Annotated in this window: 15 protein-coding genes; 7 read left to right on the top strand and 8 right to left on the bottom strand. The window is 67.3% G+C overall.

The features are described from left to right. Positions 1-9: 9 nt before the first annotated feature. Together CH283_RS17745 and CH283_RS17750 are read right to left on the bottom strand one after the other, a co-directional pair. Positions 10-1230: an aminotransferase-like domain-containing protein gene (locus tag CH283_RS17745; protein ID WP_094639004.1), complete on the bottom strand. Its 1221-nt coding sequence runs from the start codon at positions 1228-1230 to the stop codon at positions 10-12. A gap of 139 nt (positions 1231-1369) precedes the next feature. After that, a complete protein-coding gene (locus tag CH283_RS17750) occupies positions 1370-2773 on the bottom strand; it encodes an NAD(P)H-quinone dehydrogenase (RefSeq protein WP_068051456.1) in 1404 nt (467 codons plus the stop codon). A gap of 181 nt (positions 2774-2954) precedes the next feature. On the opposite strand from CH283_RS17750, the gene CH283_RS17755 reads away from it, so the two are divergent. Then, the gene (locus CH283_RS17755; protein ID WP_037188123.1) at positions 2955-3419 is read left to right on the top strand and encodes a gamma-glutamylcyclotransferase; all 465 of its coding nucleotides are present in this window, start codon (positions 2955-2957) and stop codon (positions 3417-3419) included. 13 nt (positions 3420-3432) lie between these two features. Here the strand turns inward: CH283_RS17755 and CH283_RS17760 are convergent, their stop codons facing one another. The 4 genes from CH283_RS17760 to CH283_RS17775 form a co-directional block, all read right to left on the bottom strand. Next, the gene (locus tag CH283_RS17760; RefSeq protein ID WP_094639005.1) at positions 3433-3897 is read right to left on the bottom strand and encodes a TrmO family methyltransferase domain-containing protein; all 465 of its coding nucleotides are present in this window, start codon (positions 3895-3897) and stop codon (positions 3433-3435) included. Between the two features lie 14 nt (positions 3898-3911). Beyond that, complete coding sequence (locus CH283_RS17765) at positions 3912-5075, bottom strand: M20 family metallopeptidase (protein WP_094639006.1); 1164 nt, start codon at positions 5073-5075, stop codon at positions 3912-3914. Then, positions 5072-6235: a M20 family metallopeptidase gene (locus CH283_RS17770; RefSeq protein WP_094639030.1), complete on the bottom strand. Its 1164-nt coding sequence runs from the start codon at positions 6233-6235 to the stop codon at positions 5072-5074. The genes CH283_RS17765 and CH283_RS17770 overlap by 4 nt, the downstream gene beginning before the upstream one ends. A gap of 93 nt (positions 6236-6328) precedes the next feature. Further along, positions 6329-7033, bottom strand: a complete 705-nt coding sequence (locus tag CH283_RS17775) for an enoyl-CoA hydratase-related protein (protein ID WP_094639007.1) — start codon at positions 7031-7033, stop codon at positions 6329-6331. On the opposite strand from CH283_RS17775, the gene CH283_RS17780 reads away from it, so the two are divergent. Continuing rightward, entirely contained in the window at positions 7032-7934 is a 903-nt protein-coding gene (locus CH283_RS17780) for a purine-nucleoside phosphorylase (RefSeq protein ID WP_373454880.1), read from the top strand. The two genes, CH283_RS17775 and CH283_RS17780, sit on opposite strands and share 2 nt — an antisense overlap. Continuing rightward, a complete protein-coding gene (locus CH283_RS17785) occupies positions 7931-9532 on the top strand; it encodes a phospho-sugar mutase (RefSeq protein WP_094639008.1) in 1602 nt (533 codons plus the stop codon). The genes CH283_RS17780 and CH283_RS17785 overlap by 4 nt, the downstream gene beginning before the upstream one ends. A gap of 18 nt (positions 9533-9550) precedes the next feature. On the opposite strand, the gene CH283_RS17790 is transcribed toward CH283_RS17785, so the two are convergent. Beyond that, positions 9551-10399: a DUF2797 domain-containing protein gene (locus CH283_RS17790; protein WP_255183256.1), complete on the bottom strand. Its 849-nt coding sequence runs from the start codon at positions 10397-10399 to the stop codon at positions 9551-9553. A gap of 80 nt (positions 10400-10479) precedes the next feature. Next, positions 10480-11103 carry a uracil phosphoribosyltransferase gene (gene upp / locus CH283_RS17795; protein WP_037188128.1) on the bottom strand — a complete coding sequence of 208 codons (624 nt, stop codon included), beginning with the start codon at positions 11101-11103 and terminating at the stop codon, positions 10480-10482. A gap of 133 nt (positions 11104-11236) precedes the next feature. On the opposite strand from upp, the gene CH283_RS17800 reads away from it, so the two are divergent. Genes CH283_RS17800 through CH283_RS17815 form a run of 4 tightly spaced genes read left to right on the top strand, consistent with a single transcriptional unit; the run spans position 11237 to position 13397 of the window. Continuing rightward, positions 11237-11593 (top strand): type VII secretion target, encoded by a 357-nt coding sequence (locus tag CH283_RS17800; RefSeq protein ID WP_141215329.1) that lies wholly within the window; start codon positions 11237-11239, stop codon positions 11591-11593. Between the two features lie 6 nt (positions 11594-11599). Then, entirely contained in the window at positions 11600-12736 is a 1137-nt protein-coding gene (locus CH283_RS17805) for a C40 family peptidase (protein WP_094639009.1), read from the top strand. After that, complete coding sequence (locus CH283_RS17810; RefSeq protein WP_094639010.1) at positions 12733-13086, top strand: hypothetical protein; 354 nt, start codon at positions 12733-12735, stop codon at positions 13084-13086. The genes CH283_RS17805 and CH283_RS17810 overlap by 4 nt, the downstream gene beginning before the upstream one ends. After that, a complete protein-coding gene (locus tag CH283_RS17815; RefSeq protein ID WP_094639011.1) occupies positions 13083-13397 on the top strand; it encodes a YbaB/EbfC family nucleoid-associated protein in 315 nt (104 codons plus the stop codon). Before CH283_RS17810 ends, CH283_RS17815 begins: the two co-directional genes overlap by 4 nt. Positions 13398-13408 lie beyond the last annotated feature (11 nt).

Consider the following 13408-nt stretch of genomic DNA (forward strand, 5'->3'; position numbering starts at 1 on the left):
GCAATCGGGTCAGCGCACTCGCATCGACGCCGAGTGCGCGGCACCCAATCGTCGCACTGCCTCTGCCAGCACGGCCGGGGTCGATCCGGCGAAGCTCAACCGCAGCGAGTGACGGTACTGCGCATCCGAAGCAAACGCCGTGCCCGGCACGAAGGCAACTCCGTGATCGAGCGCCGCGTCGAGCAACTCACCGGTGTCGGTTCCGTCCCGGAAGGTGGCCCAGGCGAACATGCCACCCTCGGGGCGCGAGACGGTGAGCCGATCACCGAACTCGGCGACGAGAGCATTCGTCGATGCCGTTGCGCGAGAGCCGTACTCGCGCCGCAGAACGACCAAATGCGCATCGAGCCACGCGGTGTCGGCGAGCATCTCCGCTGCCATCAGCTGCGTCAACGAGGATCCACACAGATCCGCGCCCTGCTTGAGCAGTTCCACCGCCGCACAGATGCTGGGCGGGGCGACGAACCAGCCGACACGGAGCGTCGGAGCGAGGATCTTCGACGCACTGGAGAGTCGAATGACGCGATCGCTGTGACACGCGATCGGCAGCGGCGGAGCGCAGATATCGGATTCCGTTGTGTCGAAACATATCTCACCGTACGGGTCGTCCTCGATGACCCAGAACCCGTAACGATCCGCGAGCGCCGCGAGGTGGCGTCGACGCTGCTCGCTCATCGTGACTCCCCGCGGATTGTGGAAGTTCGCGACGGTGTGGACCACCGCGGGACGCAGCCCCGCCGCCAGTCTGCGTTCGAGTTCGTCGGTGTCCATTCCGGTCTCGGTGATGGGAATGGACTCGATGCGCGCTTCGGCGATCGAGAACACCTGCAGCGCACCGGTGTACGCGGGCTCGTCGACCACGACGACAGCACCGGGGTCGATCAGAGCCTGCGCGAGCAACGTCAGGGCCTGTTGCGAACCGTGCGTCACGATGACGGACTCGACCGGAACGGGCATTCCCCCGCGCGTGAGCGATTCCCTGGCTGCAACGACGCTACGCAGAGTGCGGTGGCCGGATGTCTCGCAATACTGCACCGCGTCGGGGCGACGAAGCGCAGCCTCTGCTGCTGCGGCGATGCGGTCGATCGGTATCAGATCGGTGGCCGGTAGACCTCCGGCGAGGCTGATCACATCGTCGCGTGCCGTCAGAGCGAGGAGGTCACGGATGGCCGAGCTGGTGAGCGAGTCGGTGCGGGCGGCCAGGCCGGCGGGACGGTACGTGGTGGACATGAGAGAGGCTCCGGGGCAGCAGGAATGGGGAGACGGCCCGCGGATCCGCTGAGTCGAAGAAGGAGCGGACGGGTGTGTCCGCTCCTTCGACTGTCTCACGTGCTACCGAAATATGAAACGCAATTCTCACATGATGAGATCAGTCCAGATCGTCGTGCGCCATCAGCTGACGCGCGGCCTCGATGACCGAACCGGACAGCGACGGGTACACCGAGAACGTGTTCGCCAGGTCGTTGACCGAGAGGTTGTTCTGTACCGCCATCGCGATGGGCAGAATCAGCTCCGACGCACTCGGGGCGACCACGACACCACCGATGACGACGCCGGTCGCCGGGCGGCAGAAGATCTTCACGAAACCACGCTTGAGCCCACTCATCTTCGCCCGGGGATTCGTTGTCAACGGCAGCATCACGACGCGCGCCGGTACGTCGCCGGCGTCGATCTTGGACTGCGCGACGCCGACCGACGCGATCTCCGGCCGCGTGAACACCGCCGAGGCGACGGTCTTGAGCTTGATCGGGCTGACGGCCTGTCCTAGTGCGTGATACATCGCAATGCGTCCCTGCATCGCCGCAACCGAGGCCAGCGGCAGCAGACCGGTGCAGTCACCGGCTGCATAGATGCCCGCGACGGCGGTCCGCGAGACGCGATCCACCCGCAGGTATCCGCCCTTGTCGAGTTCGATGCCCACCTTCTCGAGTCCGAGACCGGACGTGTTGGGTACCGATCCGACGGTCATCAGCGCGTGGCTGCCCTCGACGGTGCGGCCGTCCGACAGCGTGACCAGAACGCCGTCGTCGGTGCGAACGACCGAATCGGCGCGGGCGTGCTTGACGAGGGTGACGCCGCGCTCGTTGAACGCGTCCTCGAGCACCAACGCGGCGTCCTCGTCCTCGTGCGGAAGGACGCGGTCGCGGCTCGAGACCGCGGTGACCTTGACGCCCATCTCGGTGTAGGCCGAGACGAACTCGGCACCGGTCACACCGGATCCGACAACCACCAGGTGCTCGGGGAGGGACTCGAGATCGTAGAGCTGACGCCAGTTGAGGATGCGTTCGCCGTCGGGCTCGGCTCCCTTGACCACGCGGGGACGGGCACCGGTCGCGATGAGCACGACATCGGCGTCGAGGATGCGCTCCTCGCCGTCGGCGAGCACCGCCTTGATCTGGTGCGAGGCCATCCCGACGTGGGAGTCGATCATCTCGGCGCGTCCGGCCAGCAGCTCCACGCCGACGGAGGTGACGCGGTGGGCGATGTCGGAGGACTGCGCCTGCGCGAGGCTCTTCACACGGTCGTGAATCTTCGGCAGCGCGACGGCCGCCTGCGACGGATCGAGGGAGATACCGAGGTCGCTGGCTCGACGCATCTCGGTGCGAATGCCGGTCGAGGCGATGAACGTCTTCGACGGCACGCAGTCCCAGAGAACGCAGGCACCGCCGATACCGTCGGAATCGACGAGCGTCACCTCTCCGCCGTACTGTGCGGCAACCAACGCTGCTTCGTACCCTGCCGGACCACCACCGATGATCACAATCCGGGTCATTGATCCTCTTCTCGCATGCTCGAAATCTCTCGCTGTGTCGCGTCAACGGTATTCCAGAGGGCGCCCTCGCGCGTCGGTAGGGCTGGCTTGCCTTGCCCCGTAGGAGGGCGGACCTGCGGCGACGCACCGAAACACGACCACGAGGCGTCAGTGTGCACCGATACGGTTTAGGCTGGCCGACGTGCCAATTTATGCCGCCTACGGATCCAACATGCATCCGGAGCAGATGTTGCAGCGATGCCCTCACTCGCCCCTGTCGGGAACCGGGTGGCTGCACGGATGGCGGTTGACCTTCGGCGGTGGCGACATCGGTTGGGAAGGCGCGCTGGCCACGGTCGTGGAGGATCCCGACTCCCAGGTCTTCGTCGTGCTCTACGACGTGTCCGAGGAGGACGAGGAGAGCCTGGATCGCTGGGAGGGCTCGGAACTCGGTATTCACCGGAAGATCCGGTTGCGCATCGAGACCGGCCGGGAGCCGGTGCTCGCCTGGATGTACGTGCTCGACGCCTACGAGGGCGGCCTACCGTCGGCACGCTACCTCGGAGTCATGGCCGAGGCAGCCGAAATCGCCGGTGCCCCAGCCGAATACGTGCGAGACCTACGTACCCGCAACAGCCGCAACGTCGGTCCCGGTACCGCCTCGTAGTTCGAGGGACGGATCAGAAGTAGTTCTTCATCACCGACGCCACCCAGGCCGGCTCGGTCACGTCCGCACGTTCCGGAACCATGGACTGCAGGAACGGTTTCACGTCGAGGACCGGTGAGCCGTCGATCGCGTCGAGACCTCGGACTCGGATGCGCAGTCCGTCCACGTCGACGATCTCGCAACGCGACACTCCGAGATGATTGGGCCGGTCCTTGACCCGTTGAGCGAGGACACCCACCCGAGGAAGCGTCGTGTCACCGCGGGGGTGCCGCGAGCCGGTGGTCGTCGCGGCCGGATCGCACAGGTGGAAGCCGTAGACCACTTCGAGGTGGGAGAATTCCGCGAGACCGAGGGTCGAGTCGGCGTCGAGCACACTGTCGTGGAGGTCGATGACGGATTCGACGGATCCCCAATTGTCGTCCACCACCTCGGCGCGTTCGGATCTGACGATCCCGATCGGCGACACCTCGAACGCCATCTCGTCTCCTGTCTCTAGTTCGGATCCAGCGCGATTCCGGTCATCACCTTCACGCCCACGGCGAGTGCTCGTTCGTCGAGATCGAAGGTGGGCTGGTGGATGTCGAGTTGTGGCCCGGTACCCGGCCATACGCCGAGTCGAGCCATCGCGCCCGGCACTCGTTCGAGGTACCACGAGAAATCCTCGCCGCCGCCGGACTGCGCGGTATCGGCCAACGCGTCGGGTCCGACCCTCTCGATCGCCTTCTCGAACGTGTGCGTGGACGCCGGATCGTTGACCACGGGAGGCACGCCGCGACGGTAGTGCAGCTCGAAGCGGACACCGGTCGGTGCGAGCAATCCGGTGACGATCTCGCGGACCAGCGGTTCGAGCAACGCCCAGGTCTCGTGGTCGCCGGTGCGGACGGTGCCGGTCAGCATGCCGGTCTGCGGTATGGCGTTGGGGGCCTGGCCCGCGACCACCGCTCCCCACACCATGACCGTGCTGGTCCGCGGGTCGACGCGCCTACTCAGCATTCCGGGCAGGCCGGTGATGACGGTGCCCAGTGCGTAGATCAGATCGGTGGTCAGGTGCGGCCGAGAGGTGTGTCCGCCGGGCGAATCCAGCCGCAGCTCGACGGTGTCGGCCGCAGAGGTTATCGCACCGAGGCGCACGCCGACCTGCCCCACCTCGAGCCGCGGATCACAGTGCAGCGCAAAGATCTTGGTGACACCGTCGAGCGCTCCCGCGGCCACCGCGTCGAGCGCACCGCCCGGCATGACCTCCTCGGCGGGCTGAAAGATCAGGCGCACCCCGTACTGCAGGTCCGGCAGTGACGCCAGCGCCAATCCGGTCGCGAGCAGCACCGTGGTGTGTGCGTCGTGCCCGCAGGCGTGCGACACCCCCGGCACGGTCGACGAGTACACCGCGCCGGTGTTCTCCTGCAGCGGCAGGGCGTCCATGTCCGCCCGCAACGCCACCCGCGGACCGTCGGGCCCGATGTCGCAGATCAACCCCGTTCCACCGGGGAGCGGCTTGGGCGACAGACCCGCCGCTTCGAGATGCTCCATCACGAACGCGGTGGTGCCGAATTCGCGTCGAGCAAGTTCCGGATTCGCGTGAATGTGCCGCCGCCACAGCGAGAGATCTGCCGTGTGCGCGTGAATCCACCGATCGATCGCGTCCTCGCGGGTACTCACGACTGCGCCGCCGAGCGAGCGGTCACGCCGTCGAGCAGACGGGCGCGAGTACCGGGATCGGCTGCGGCGCGCGCAGCAGTTCTGGCGAGACCGAGAGCTCCGTCGAGCAACGCTCGATCGGCCGACTCGGTGACACACGCGGCGGCGAACTCCGGCTGATGGGTCACCGCTCCTCCCGCATCGAGGCCGACGACGGGATGAATACCGGGTAGAACATTCGTCACGTTTCCCATGTCTGTGCTGCCCAACGGGCGAAATCCTTCCAAATCCGGAGCCAAGGGCGACCGGCCCAATGCTTCGATCTCCTGCCGAAAAGCCGCAGCCAGCCACGAATCCGGCGTCAACGCCGCATAGGTCGGCGACACCGTGCGGATCTCGTGAGTGCACCCGGTGGCGATTGCTCCCGCCTCGAAACACGCGTACGTCTTCGCCGTCAGAGCGTGCAGCGATTCGGTGGTGTTCGCGCGCAGGTAGTAGAGCAGCTCGGCATGGCCGGGCACGATGTTCGGTGCCACACCCCCGTCGCTGACGATGCCGTGGAGCTGCTGACCCGGCGACAGATGCTGGCGCAGGAGCCCGAGTGCCACCTGACTGATGGTCACCGCGTCGCCTGCGTTGATTCCCCACTCGGGAGCAGCCGACGCGTGCGCGGCACGGCCGGTGAACTTGACCGCGATGTCCGCCAGCGCCAGCGAGGTCGCACCCACGATGTCGAAGGGACCGGGATGGACCATCAACGCCGCGCCGACGCCGTCGAACACTCCTCGCTCGAGCATCAAGACCTTACCGCCGCCGGTCTCCTCGGCCGGGGTACCGAGCACTCGCACGGTGATCCCGAGCGCGTCGGCGACCGGACCGAGCGCAAGCGCAGCACCCACAGCCGAGGCCGCGATGATGTTGTGCCCGCACGCATGACCGATCTCGGGCAGAGCGTCGTACTCCGCACAGATCCCGATCACCAGATCGCCGCTGCCGAACGACGCGGTGAACGCGGTGTCGATACCTGCGACGGCCGTCTCGATCTCGAAATCGTGGGCCCGGAGCGTGTCGAGGATCTTGGCGACGCTGCGATGCTCGGCGAACGCCAGCTCCGGCTCCGCGTGGATCGAGTGCGAGAGCGCAACCACTTCGTCGGTGGCGTCGGCCAGGGCGCGGTCCATCGCCTCACCCACGTCGGCACTGTTCGATTCGTCGATCACGAGAGACAGTGTGTCACTAGCGCGACCGACTGTCGGAACAGCTGTGCCGAGTGACTACTTCCCGAAGCTGAAGTTGCTGTCGTCGGTCGCGGTGTTCAGCGCGGCGAGCAGATCCACGTGCATGCGAGCCTTGATGCCGGCCAGGTTGGCACCCCGGGTGCTCGTCAGTGCGGCGGCCTTCGCGACCGCGTCGGACACCAGCGACTCCTCCGCTGCCGTCGCCTCGACGATTCCGGCAACCACGGCGTCGGCACCGCCGTACCGGCGACCGGTCGTCATCGCCTCGACGGCGGTCTGCTTGGGCAGCCGGGAGTTGATCAGAGCAGACATTCCGACGGTGAACGGCATGTTCAGGTTCACCTCGGGCAGGCAGTAGAAGCCGCGATCGAGGCGTTGGATGCGGAAGTCGTGGGAGGTGGCGAACATCGCGCCTGCGCCGAAGGCGTGGCCCTGCACAGCAGCGACGGTGGCCATCGGAAAAGCGAGCAACCGGGTGTAGAGAGTGTGTACGCGGTCGAGATACCAGGTGATCTTGTCCAGGTTGGCGAACAGCCAGTCGGTGTCGAGGCCGTTGCTGTAGAACTTGCCCGCCGACGTGGTGACCAGCGCCGCCGGACCGGTCGAGGCCTCGACCTCGTCGAGCAACGCGTGGGTGGCGTCGATCCAGTCCGGATGGAACCGATTCTCGGGATTGTCCGCCCCGTTCTGGGCACCGAGGAACAGGATGTGGACGTCACCGTCGCGTTCGAGATAAGGCATGCAGCGGATACTACCCAACAGTAACTTCCGCCGGTCGCACATCCGTTGCGTCGATCTCCTACTGTTGTTCATCGTGGCAACCACCGACGCACATGCGACCGACCCCGTGACCGATCCCGAGGGTGCCGCGCGCACCGCCGCCGACGCACTCGCCGCAGCAACCGGAGTCGACACCCACACCGTGGCCATCGTTCTCGGTTCCGGATGGCAGGCGGCAGCCGACGTCTTCGGCTCCCCCACCGCGACCGTGCGCATGGCCGACCTGCCCGGGTTCGCGCCACCGTCGGCGTCGGGCCACTCCGGCACCATCACCTCGGTGGACGTCGGCGGCACCCACACACTGCTGCTGCAGGGACGCACGCATGCCTACGAGGGGCACGACCTGCGACGCGTCGTGCATCCGGTGCGAACCGCGATCGCGGCAGGTGCCACGACCGTCGTGCTGACCAACGCTGCAGGCGGTATCCGGGACGGCATGAGCGTCGGACAGCCCGTGCTGATCTCGGACCACCTCAATCTGACGGCTCGTTCACCCCTCGTCGGGGCGGAGTTCGTCGATCTGGTCGACGCGTACTCCCCCGAACTTCGGGCCCTTGCGGCCGACATCGATCCGTCGCTCGAGGACGGCGTCTACGCCGGCCTGCCCGGTCCGCACTACGAGACGCCCGCCGAGATCAGAATGCTGCGCACACTCGGTGCGGACCTCGTGGGGATGTCGACCGTGCACGAGACGATCGCCGCGCGAGCGAAAGGCGCACGCGTCCTGGGCATCTCGCTGGTGACCAATCTCGCCGCCGGAATGACCGGTGAGCACCTGAATCACACCGAAGTACTCGCCGCAGGCAAGGAGTCCGCTGCCCGCATGGGATCGCTGTTGCACGAGTTGGTCTCCCGCCTGTGACCGAGAATCTCACCGAGCGTGTACAACGATGGATCGCAGGCGATCCCGACCCCGCTGCTCGCGAAGAACTCGGCGGCCTGCCCGATGCCGAACTCGCCGACAGGTTCAGCGGACCGCTGACGTTCGGTACCGCAGGTCTTCGTGGCCCGGTGCGCGCGGGACCGAACGGGATGAACGTGGCGGTGGTGACGAAAACCTCGGCCGGCATCGCAGCCTGGTTGGTCGAGAACGGTCTGGGTGGGTCCACCGTCGTGGTCGGTCGCGACGCCAGGAACGGCTCCGAACAGTTCGCCTTCGCGGCCGCCGAAACCTTCTCCGCTCGAGGCTTTTCGGTGGTGATGCTGCCTCGGCCGCTGCCGACCCCCGTCGTCGCCTTCGCGGTGCGGGCACTCGATGCCGAGCTCGGCGTGCAGATCACCGCGTCGCACAATCCCGCTGCGGACAACGGGTACAAGGTGTATCTCCGCGGCGGCTCGCAACTGATCCCGCCGAGCGACGCCCAGATCGAAGCGCTCATCGAGGCCACTCCCGACGCGATCGAGATTCCGCGCGCGATAGTCCAGCCCGGCGGCTCCGACATCGCTTCTCGGTATCTCGATTCCGTTGTCGCACTGCCACGTTCGAGGGGTCGCGACATCCGCATCGCATTGACTCCCCTGCACGGTGTCGGCGGTGAACTTGCGACGGCAGCACTGCGGGGCGCGGGGTTCCGCGACATCCGGGTGGTCGAGGAGCAGTTCGAGCCCGATCCAGCGTTTCCGACCGTCACGTTTCCCAACCCCGAGGAGCCAGGAGCGGCCGACGCCGTGCTCGCGCTGGCGGCGGACATCGACGCCGATATCGCGATCGCCCTCGACCCCGACGCCGATCGCTGTGCGGTCGGGGTGCCGACGGACAGCGGGTGGCGCATGCTGACCGGCGACGAGACCGGGGCTCTGCTCGCGAACCATCTCCTCGCCGATGCGCCCGCCGACTCGCTGGTGGCCAACACGATCGTCTCGTCGCAACTGCTCTCGGCGCTCGCTCCGGCGCGCGGCGCTCGCTATGCCCGCACCCTGACCGGATTCAAATGGCTCGTCCGCGCGGGCGAGGGCCTGGTGTACGCCTACGAGGAGGCCATCGGGCACTGTGTGGATCCGAACGTGGTGCGCGACAAGGACGGTATCTCGGCCGCGGTGGTGCTCGCAGATCTGGCCGCCGGCCTGAAGCAGGATCGTCGCACCCTGCTCGACGTACTCGACGACCTCGCGGTCGAGTTCGGGGTTCACCTGGGCGCGCAGGTCTCGCGGCGGGTCGCGGACCTCGCCGACATCGGGAACATGATGCACCGGTTGCGCAGCGCACCGCCGACGGAACTGTCCGGCCGGACGGTCACCGTTCTGGACTACGCCCAGCGCGACGACGAATTACGCACCGACGCAGTCGAGATCAGCGGGTCGGGGCTGCGGGTGATCGTGCGGCCCTCCGGCACCGAACCCAAGCTCAAGGCCTACCTCGAAGTGATCGAGCACGTCGACGCCCCCGAGGACCTACCGAGAGCGCGGGCGGCAGCAGCCGAGATCCTGGCCGAACTGACCGACTTCGCCCAGCACCTCTAGGCGTCGACGACCCGAACGTCAGAACAGCGCCGACTGCACCGCAGGCAGATCGGACGTGAAGGCCCCGAGTTCGATTCGCCGACCCTTCAACGGCGCAAGATCCACGACGTAGGTCTCGTCGTCGACGGTCGCGATCACCGCCTGCCCGACGCATGTCCTGATCTCGAGTCCGTGGGAACCGGTTGCGACATCCGCGGGGTAGGCGACGCGGCTGACGTTCTCGCTCAACGCCTCCCGGCCTGCGGGCGGTGCCCATGGTTCGTCGATCGGGGTGCAGCCGGCGACGCCGGCCTCGGTCAGCATCTCGCGGACCTGCTGGGCCCGGACGGCGACGGCGGCCTCGAGCCTGTCCACGCCGATCGGCAGACACAGCGAGGCGGCTTTCGCCGCGGACCGCACGGCCTGCCGTAGCCCCATCGATTCGGTCACGAGGTCCTCGGCCACCCGGACGGCCTTTCCGTCGTCGGCATGGGCGACGTACCGCGCGCAGATGGCACCCTGCTCGGCGAGCCGACCCCATTTGCGCGTGTCCGCCGCCGTCCCGATCTTGAAGGTGCCGTTTGCGAACGCCGCAAGATACAGCCAATGCGGTTGCATCACATGCTTTTCCAGATCACGTGAGACGAATCCGCTGCGATGCACGGTGTGCACGAATCGAAAGCTGTCCTTGTCGGCGCACGTCGCGCACTGTCCCGACGCGACGGCCCGCTCCCGACCGGGGCACGGCACGTAGCGCGGCGGGCCGTCGGCCCGAAATGCCATGCGCCCGGTGCAGTACCGATCGGTCGAAGCACCCGGCGCACGGAAACCGAGCCTGCGGCCGACCAGTTCGTGGAACTCGATCTGCTCGGTGTCGACATCGAGCACCCGCAATCTCGGTCGCGGTGTAGGTGACGCCTCCGATGGCCAGGAGACGCCGAGAACCAATCGACCTGCGACAGAGGGAGTCAGCGCGGACCGAACTGACGATCGCCCGCGTCACCGAGGCCGGGAACGATGAAGGCGTTGTCGTTGAGGCCGTCGTCGATGCTCGCTGCCACCAGTCGCACCGGCAGTCCCGAGGCTTCGAGCGCGGCAACTCCTTCGGGAGCGGCCACGACGCAGATGGCGGTGACGTCCGCCGCACCGCGGCCGACGAGCAGTTCGATCGTGTGGACCATGGATCCGCCGGTGGCGAGCATCGGGTCCAGCACGTAGACGGGCGTCTGCGACAGGTCGTCCGGCAGGGATTCCATGTACGGGACGGGCTGATGGGTTTCCTCGTCACGGGCCATTCCGACGAAACCGACGCGGGACTGCGGGATGAGGCTGCTGGCCTTCTCGACCATGCCGAGGCCTGCGCGCAGAACCGGGACCAGCAACGGCGGTCGCGCCAGCCTGGTGCCCTCGGTGACCGCGACGGGCGTGCGTACCTCGAAGGTGTCGATCGCAGCGTCGCGAGTGGCCTCGTAGACCAGCATGTGAGTGAGCTGACGCAGAGCCGACCGGAACGTGGCATTGTCGCTGCGCTCGTCCCGCATCGTGGTGAGCAGGGCTGCGGCCAGTGGGTGATCGACCACGTGTGTTTCCATGCCGACAAGGATAGGACCTGGGCGGCAGGACGCGAACGGCAACTCGGGGGAACCGAATGGCACGTACCCGCGTCGAACCAATTGGGCGTCGCACTCGGCGACCGTGAATCGATCGCATTCTCAGGGGGCACTGATGGCCGAGCTCGTCGTCGAAACCGAGGGGGTCCTCGCGTACGGTGCGGTGGCGTCGACCATGGCCGAGCAGATCGCCGCGGCAAGTGCTGCCGCCGCCGCGTGCGGCCCCGCGGTGCTGGCTCCGGTCTTCGGTCTGATCGGACAGGAGTTTCTCGGTGCGGTCACCGGCACCCATCTGGCGCACACCGACGCCGTCGTGCGCCTGGCGAGCACGGTGGCGAGCATCGGTTCCGCGGCCACCGCATCCGCGGTGTCGTACGCCCTCACCGATGCCGGAACCGGCGCAACCGTTGCGGCCTCGGCCGCTGATACCACCGCGGCCTCGGCCGCCGGTATCGCACAGGACGAGCGGTAAGCGCCGATGATCGATCTGCTGGCCCGTCCCATCGTCGATCTGCTCGGAGCCTTCGGCAACGGGGCGCTCCCCACCGGCGGTCCGGCCGACGTACTGCGCGTGTCCTCGGCAGCGATCGAGGCGGCCCAGGGAATCGGCAGGGTCGCGATCACCGAGCTCGCGGCGAACTGGAACGGTGACGCCGCCGACGCGGCCATTCGGTACGCCGAGAACGCTCATACGAGCGCACTTGCCCTCGCCGACCACGCCGACGACATCGCTGCCGTGGTCGACCAGGCCTGCCGCGACACCAATCGAGGCTTTCTCGAACTGCAGTCGATCGTGCACTCGTTCGTGGGAATCGCACTGTCGGCCGGACCGATCATCGCCACCCCGCCGGGGCAGACCATGCTGATCACGGCGGCCATCGAACACCTCGAACGAGCGCTCGTGGTCGTGGCGCGCGTGCGGGGCGAGTTGGCCGTCCACACCGCGAAAGTCGGCGAACTGGCCGCTCCCCCGACAGTTCCCGGCCCCGTCGGCGGCGGACCGACATCGTCCCCCGGCTCACCCTCGAATCTCATGACCTCGCCCGCGACATCACAGGTGATCGAAGCAGGCGAGAAGCTGGCGAAGACGTTCGCGCAGTCCGTCTCCTCCCCCGCCGCCGGAGCCGAGTCACCGAGCAGCGGTGTCGGTGGCGGCGGTGCCCATAACTACCTGGGCAATCCGGGCACCGATCCCTACCGAACCCCAGACAGCACCGGCCGGGGAGTCGAGATCCGGCTACCGGACGGCAGTACCGTCACCGCACCCAACGCCGAAGCCGCAGGTGCCGTCCGTAGCGCACTGACCCAACAGGGCGTGCCCTACGCGTGGGGCGGCACCACGCCGGGCAGCGGACTCGACTGCAGCGGATTGACCCAGTGGGCGTACGCACAGCAGGGCGTCGAGATTCCGCGTCTGGCACAGGAACAGGACATCGGCTCCGCCGTGGCACCGGGTGAGGTGATGCCCGGTGACCTCGCCGTCTGGGACGGACACGTGGCCATGGTGATCGGCAACGGTCAGCTCGTCGAGGCAGGCGACCCGGTGCAGGTGGGGCCGATCAGAACGACCAACAGCGGTATGGGCTTCAAGGGCTTCTACCGTCCGACCGAATGAAGGGCGGGCCAGTGACGGACTCGGACATCACCGTCGTCAGCGCCGTATCGGGAACACGATCGGGATCGGTGACGGTCCGCGCCACCGAACACGGACTGCCGATCGGGATCGCGATCGACGAACGCGAACTGCGCTACGGCGGAGGCGCTTTGGCGTCGACGATTCTCGAGCACTGTGTACGGGCGAGTGCGGCCGCACGAGCTCAGCGACGCACCCTCCTCGCCGAGGACGGCGTTCCCACCGAGGTTCTGAATCGTCTCGGTCTGCCCACCCGTGCCCGAGTCGCCGCCGAAGCGAACGAGCATCTCGCAGAGGACTCCGCACCCACGAGTTGGTTGAAGCAGGTATGACCCACGCCCACACCACCGAACTCGACGCTCTGGTCGGCAGCGCCCAGCACCGGCTGGACGCACTTCGCGAAACGCACGAGCGACTGGACCGCATCAGAATTCGACTCACCTCGCCGGACGATCTGGTGACCGTCGTCGTCGATGGGTCCGGCGCCCTGGTCGAGCTCGAACTCGCCGAGAACCTCGGATCGGTTGCCGCTCATGCACTCGCGTCGACGATCACCGTCGTCGCTGCCGACGCTGCACGTGCGGCGCTCGACCAGCGCGAGGCGATCCTGCAAAGTCTGCAGGGTTCGTTCACAGACTCCTGAGATAGGCTTCG

Source organism: Rhodococcus sp. 05-2254-2 (genome assembly GCF_002259095.1).
Taxonomy (GTDB): domain Bacteria; phylum Actinomycetota; class Actinomycetes; order Mycobacteriales; family Mycobacteriaceae; genus Rhodococcoides.

What these genes read in the sequence shown, in the direction of transcription:
- CH283_RS17775 (WP_094639007.1), bottom strand. Translation starts at nt 7,033, where the DNA reads ATGCCTTATCTCGAACGCGACGGTGACGTCCACATCCTGTTCCTCGGT.
- CH283_RS17805 (WP_094639009.1), top strand. Translation starts at nt 11,600, where the DNA reads ATGATCGATCTGCTGGCCCGTCCCATCGTCGATCTGCTCGGAGCCTTC.
- CH283_RS17770 (WP_094639030.1), bottom strand. Translation starts at nt 6,235, where the DNA reads ATGGACCGCGCCCTGGCCGACGCCACCGACGAAGTGGTTGCGCTCTCG.
- CH283_RS17810 (WP_094639010.1), top strand. Translation starts at nt 12,733, where the DNA reads ATGAAGGGCGGGCCAGTGACGGACTCGGACATCACCGTCGTCAGCGCC.
- CH283_RS17750 (WP_068051456.1), bottom strand. Translation starts at nt 2,773, where the DNA reads ATGACCCGGATTGTGATCATCGGTGGTGGTCCGGCAGGGTACGAAGCA.
- CH283_RS17815 (WP_094639011.1), top strand. Translation starts at nt 13,083, where the DNA reads ATGACCCACGCCCACACCACCGAACTCGACGCTCTGGTCGGCAGCGCC.
- CH283_RS17800 (WP_141215329.1), top strand. Translation starts at nt 11,237, where the DNA reads ATGGCCGAGCTCGTCGTCGAAACCGAGGGGGTCCTCGCGTACGGTGCG.
- upp (WP_037188128.1), bottom strand. Translation starts at nt 11,103, where the DNA reads ATGGAAACACACGTGGTCGATCACCCACTGGCCGCAGCCCTGCTCACC.
- CH283_RS17780 (WP_373454880.1), top strand. Translation starts at nt 7,032, where the DNA reads ATGCAGCGGATACTACCCAACAGTAACTTCCGCCGGTCGCACATCCGT.
- CH283_RS17760 (WP_094639005.1), bottom strand. Translation starts at nt 3,897, where the DNA reads ATGGCGTTCGAGGTGTCGCCGATCGGGATCGTCAGATCCGAACGCGCC.
- CH283_RS17745 (WP_094639004.1), bottom strand. Translation starts at nt 1,230, where the DNA reads ATGTCCACCACGTACCGTCCCGCCGGCCTGGCCGCCCGCACCGACTCG.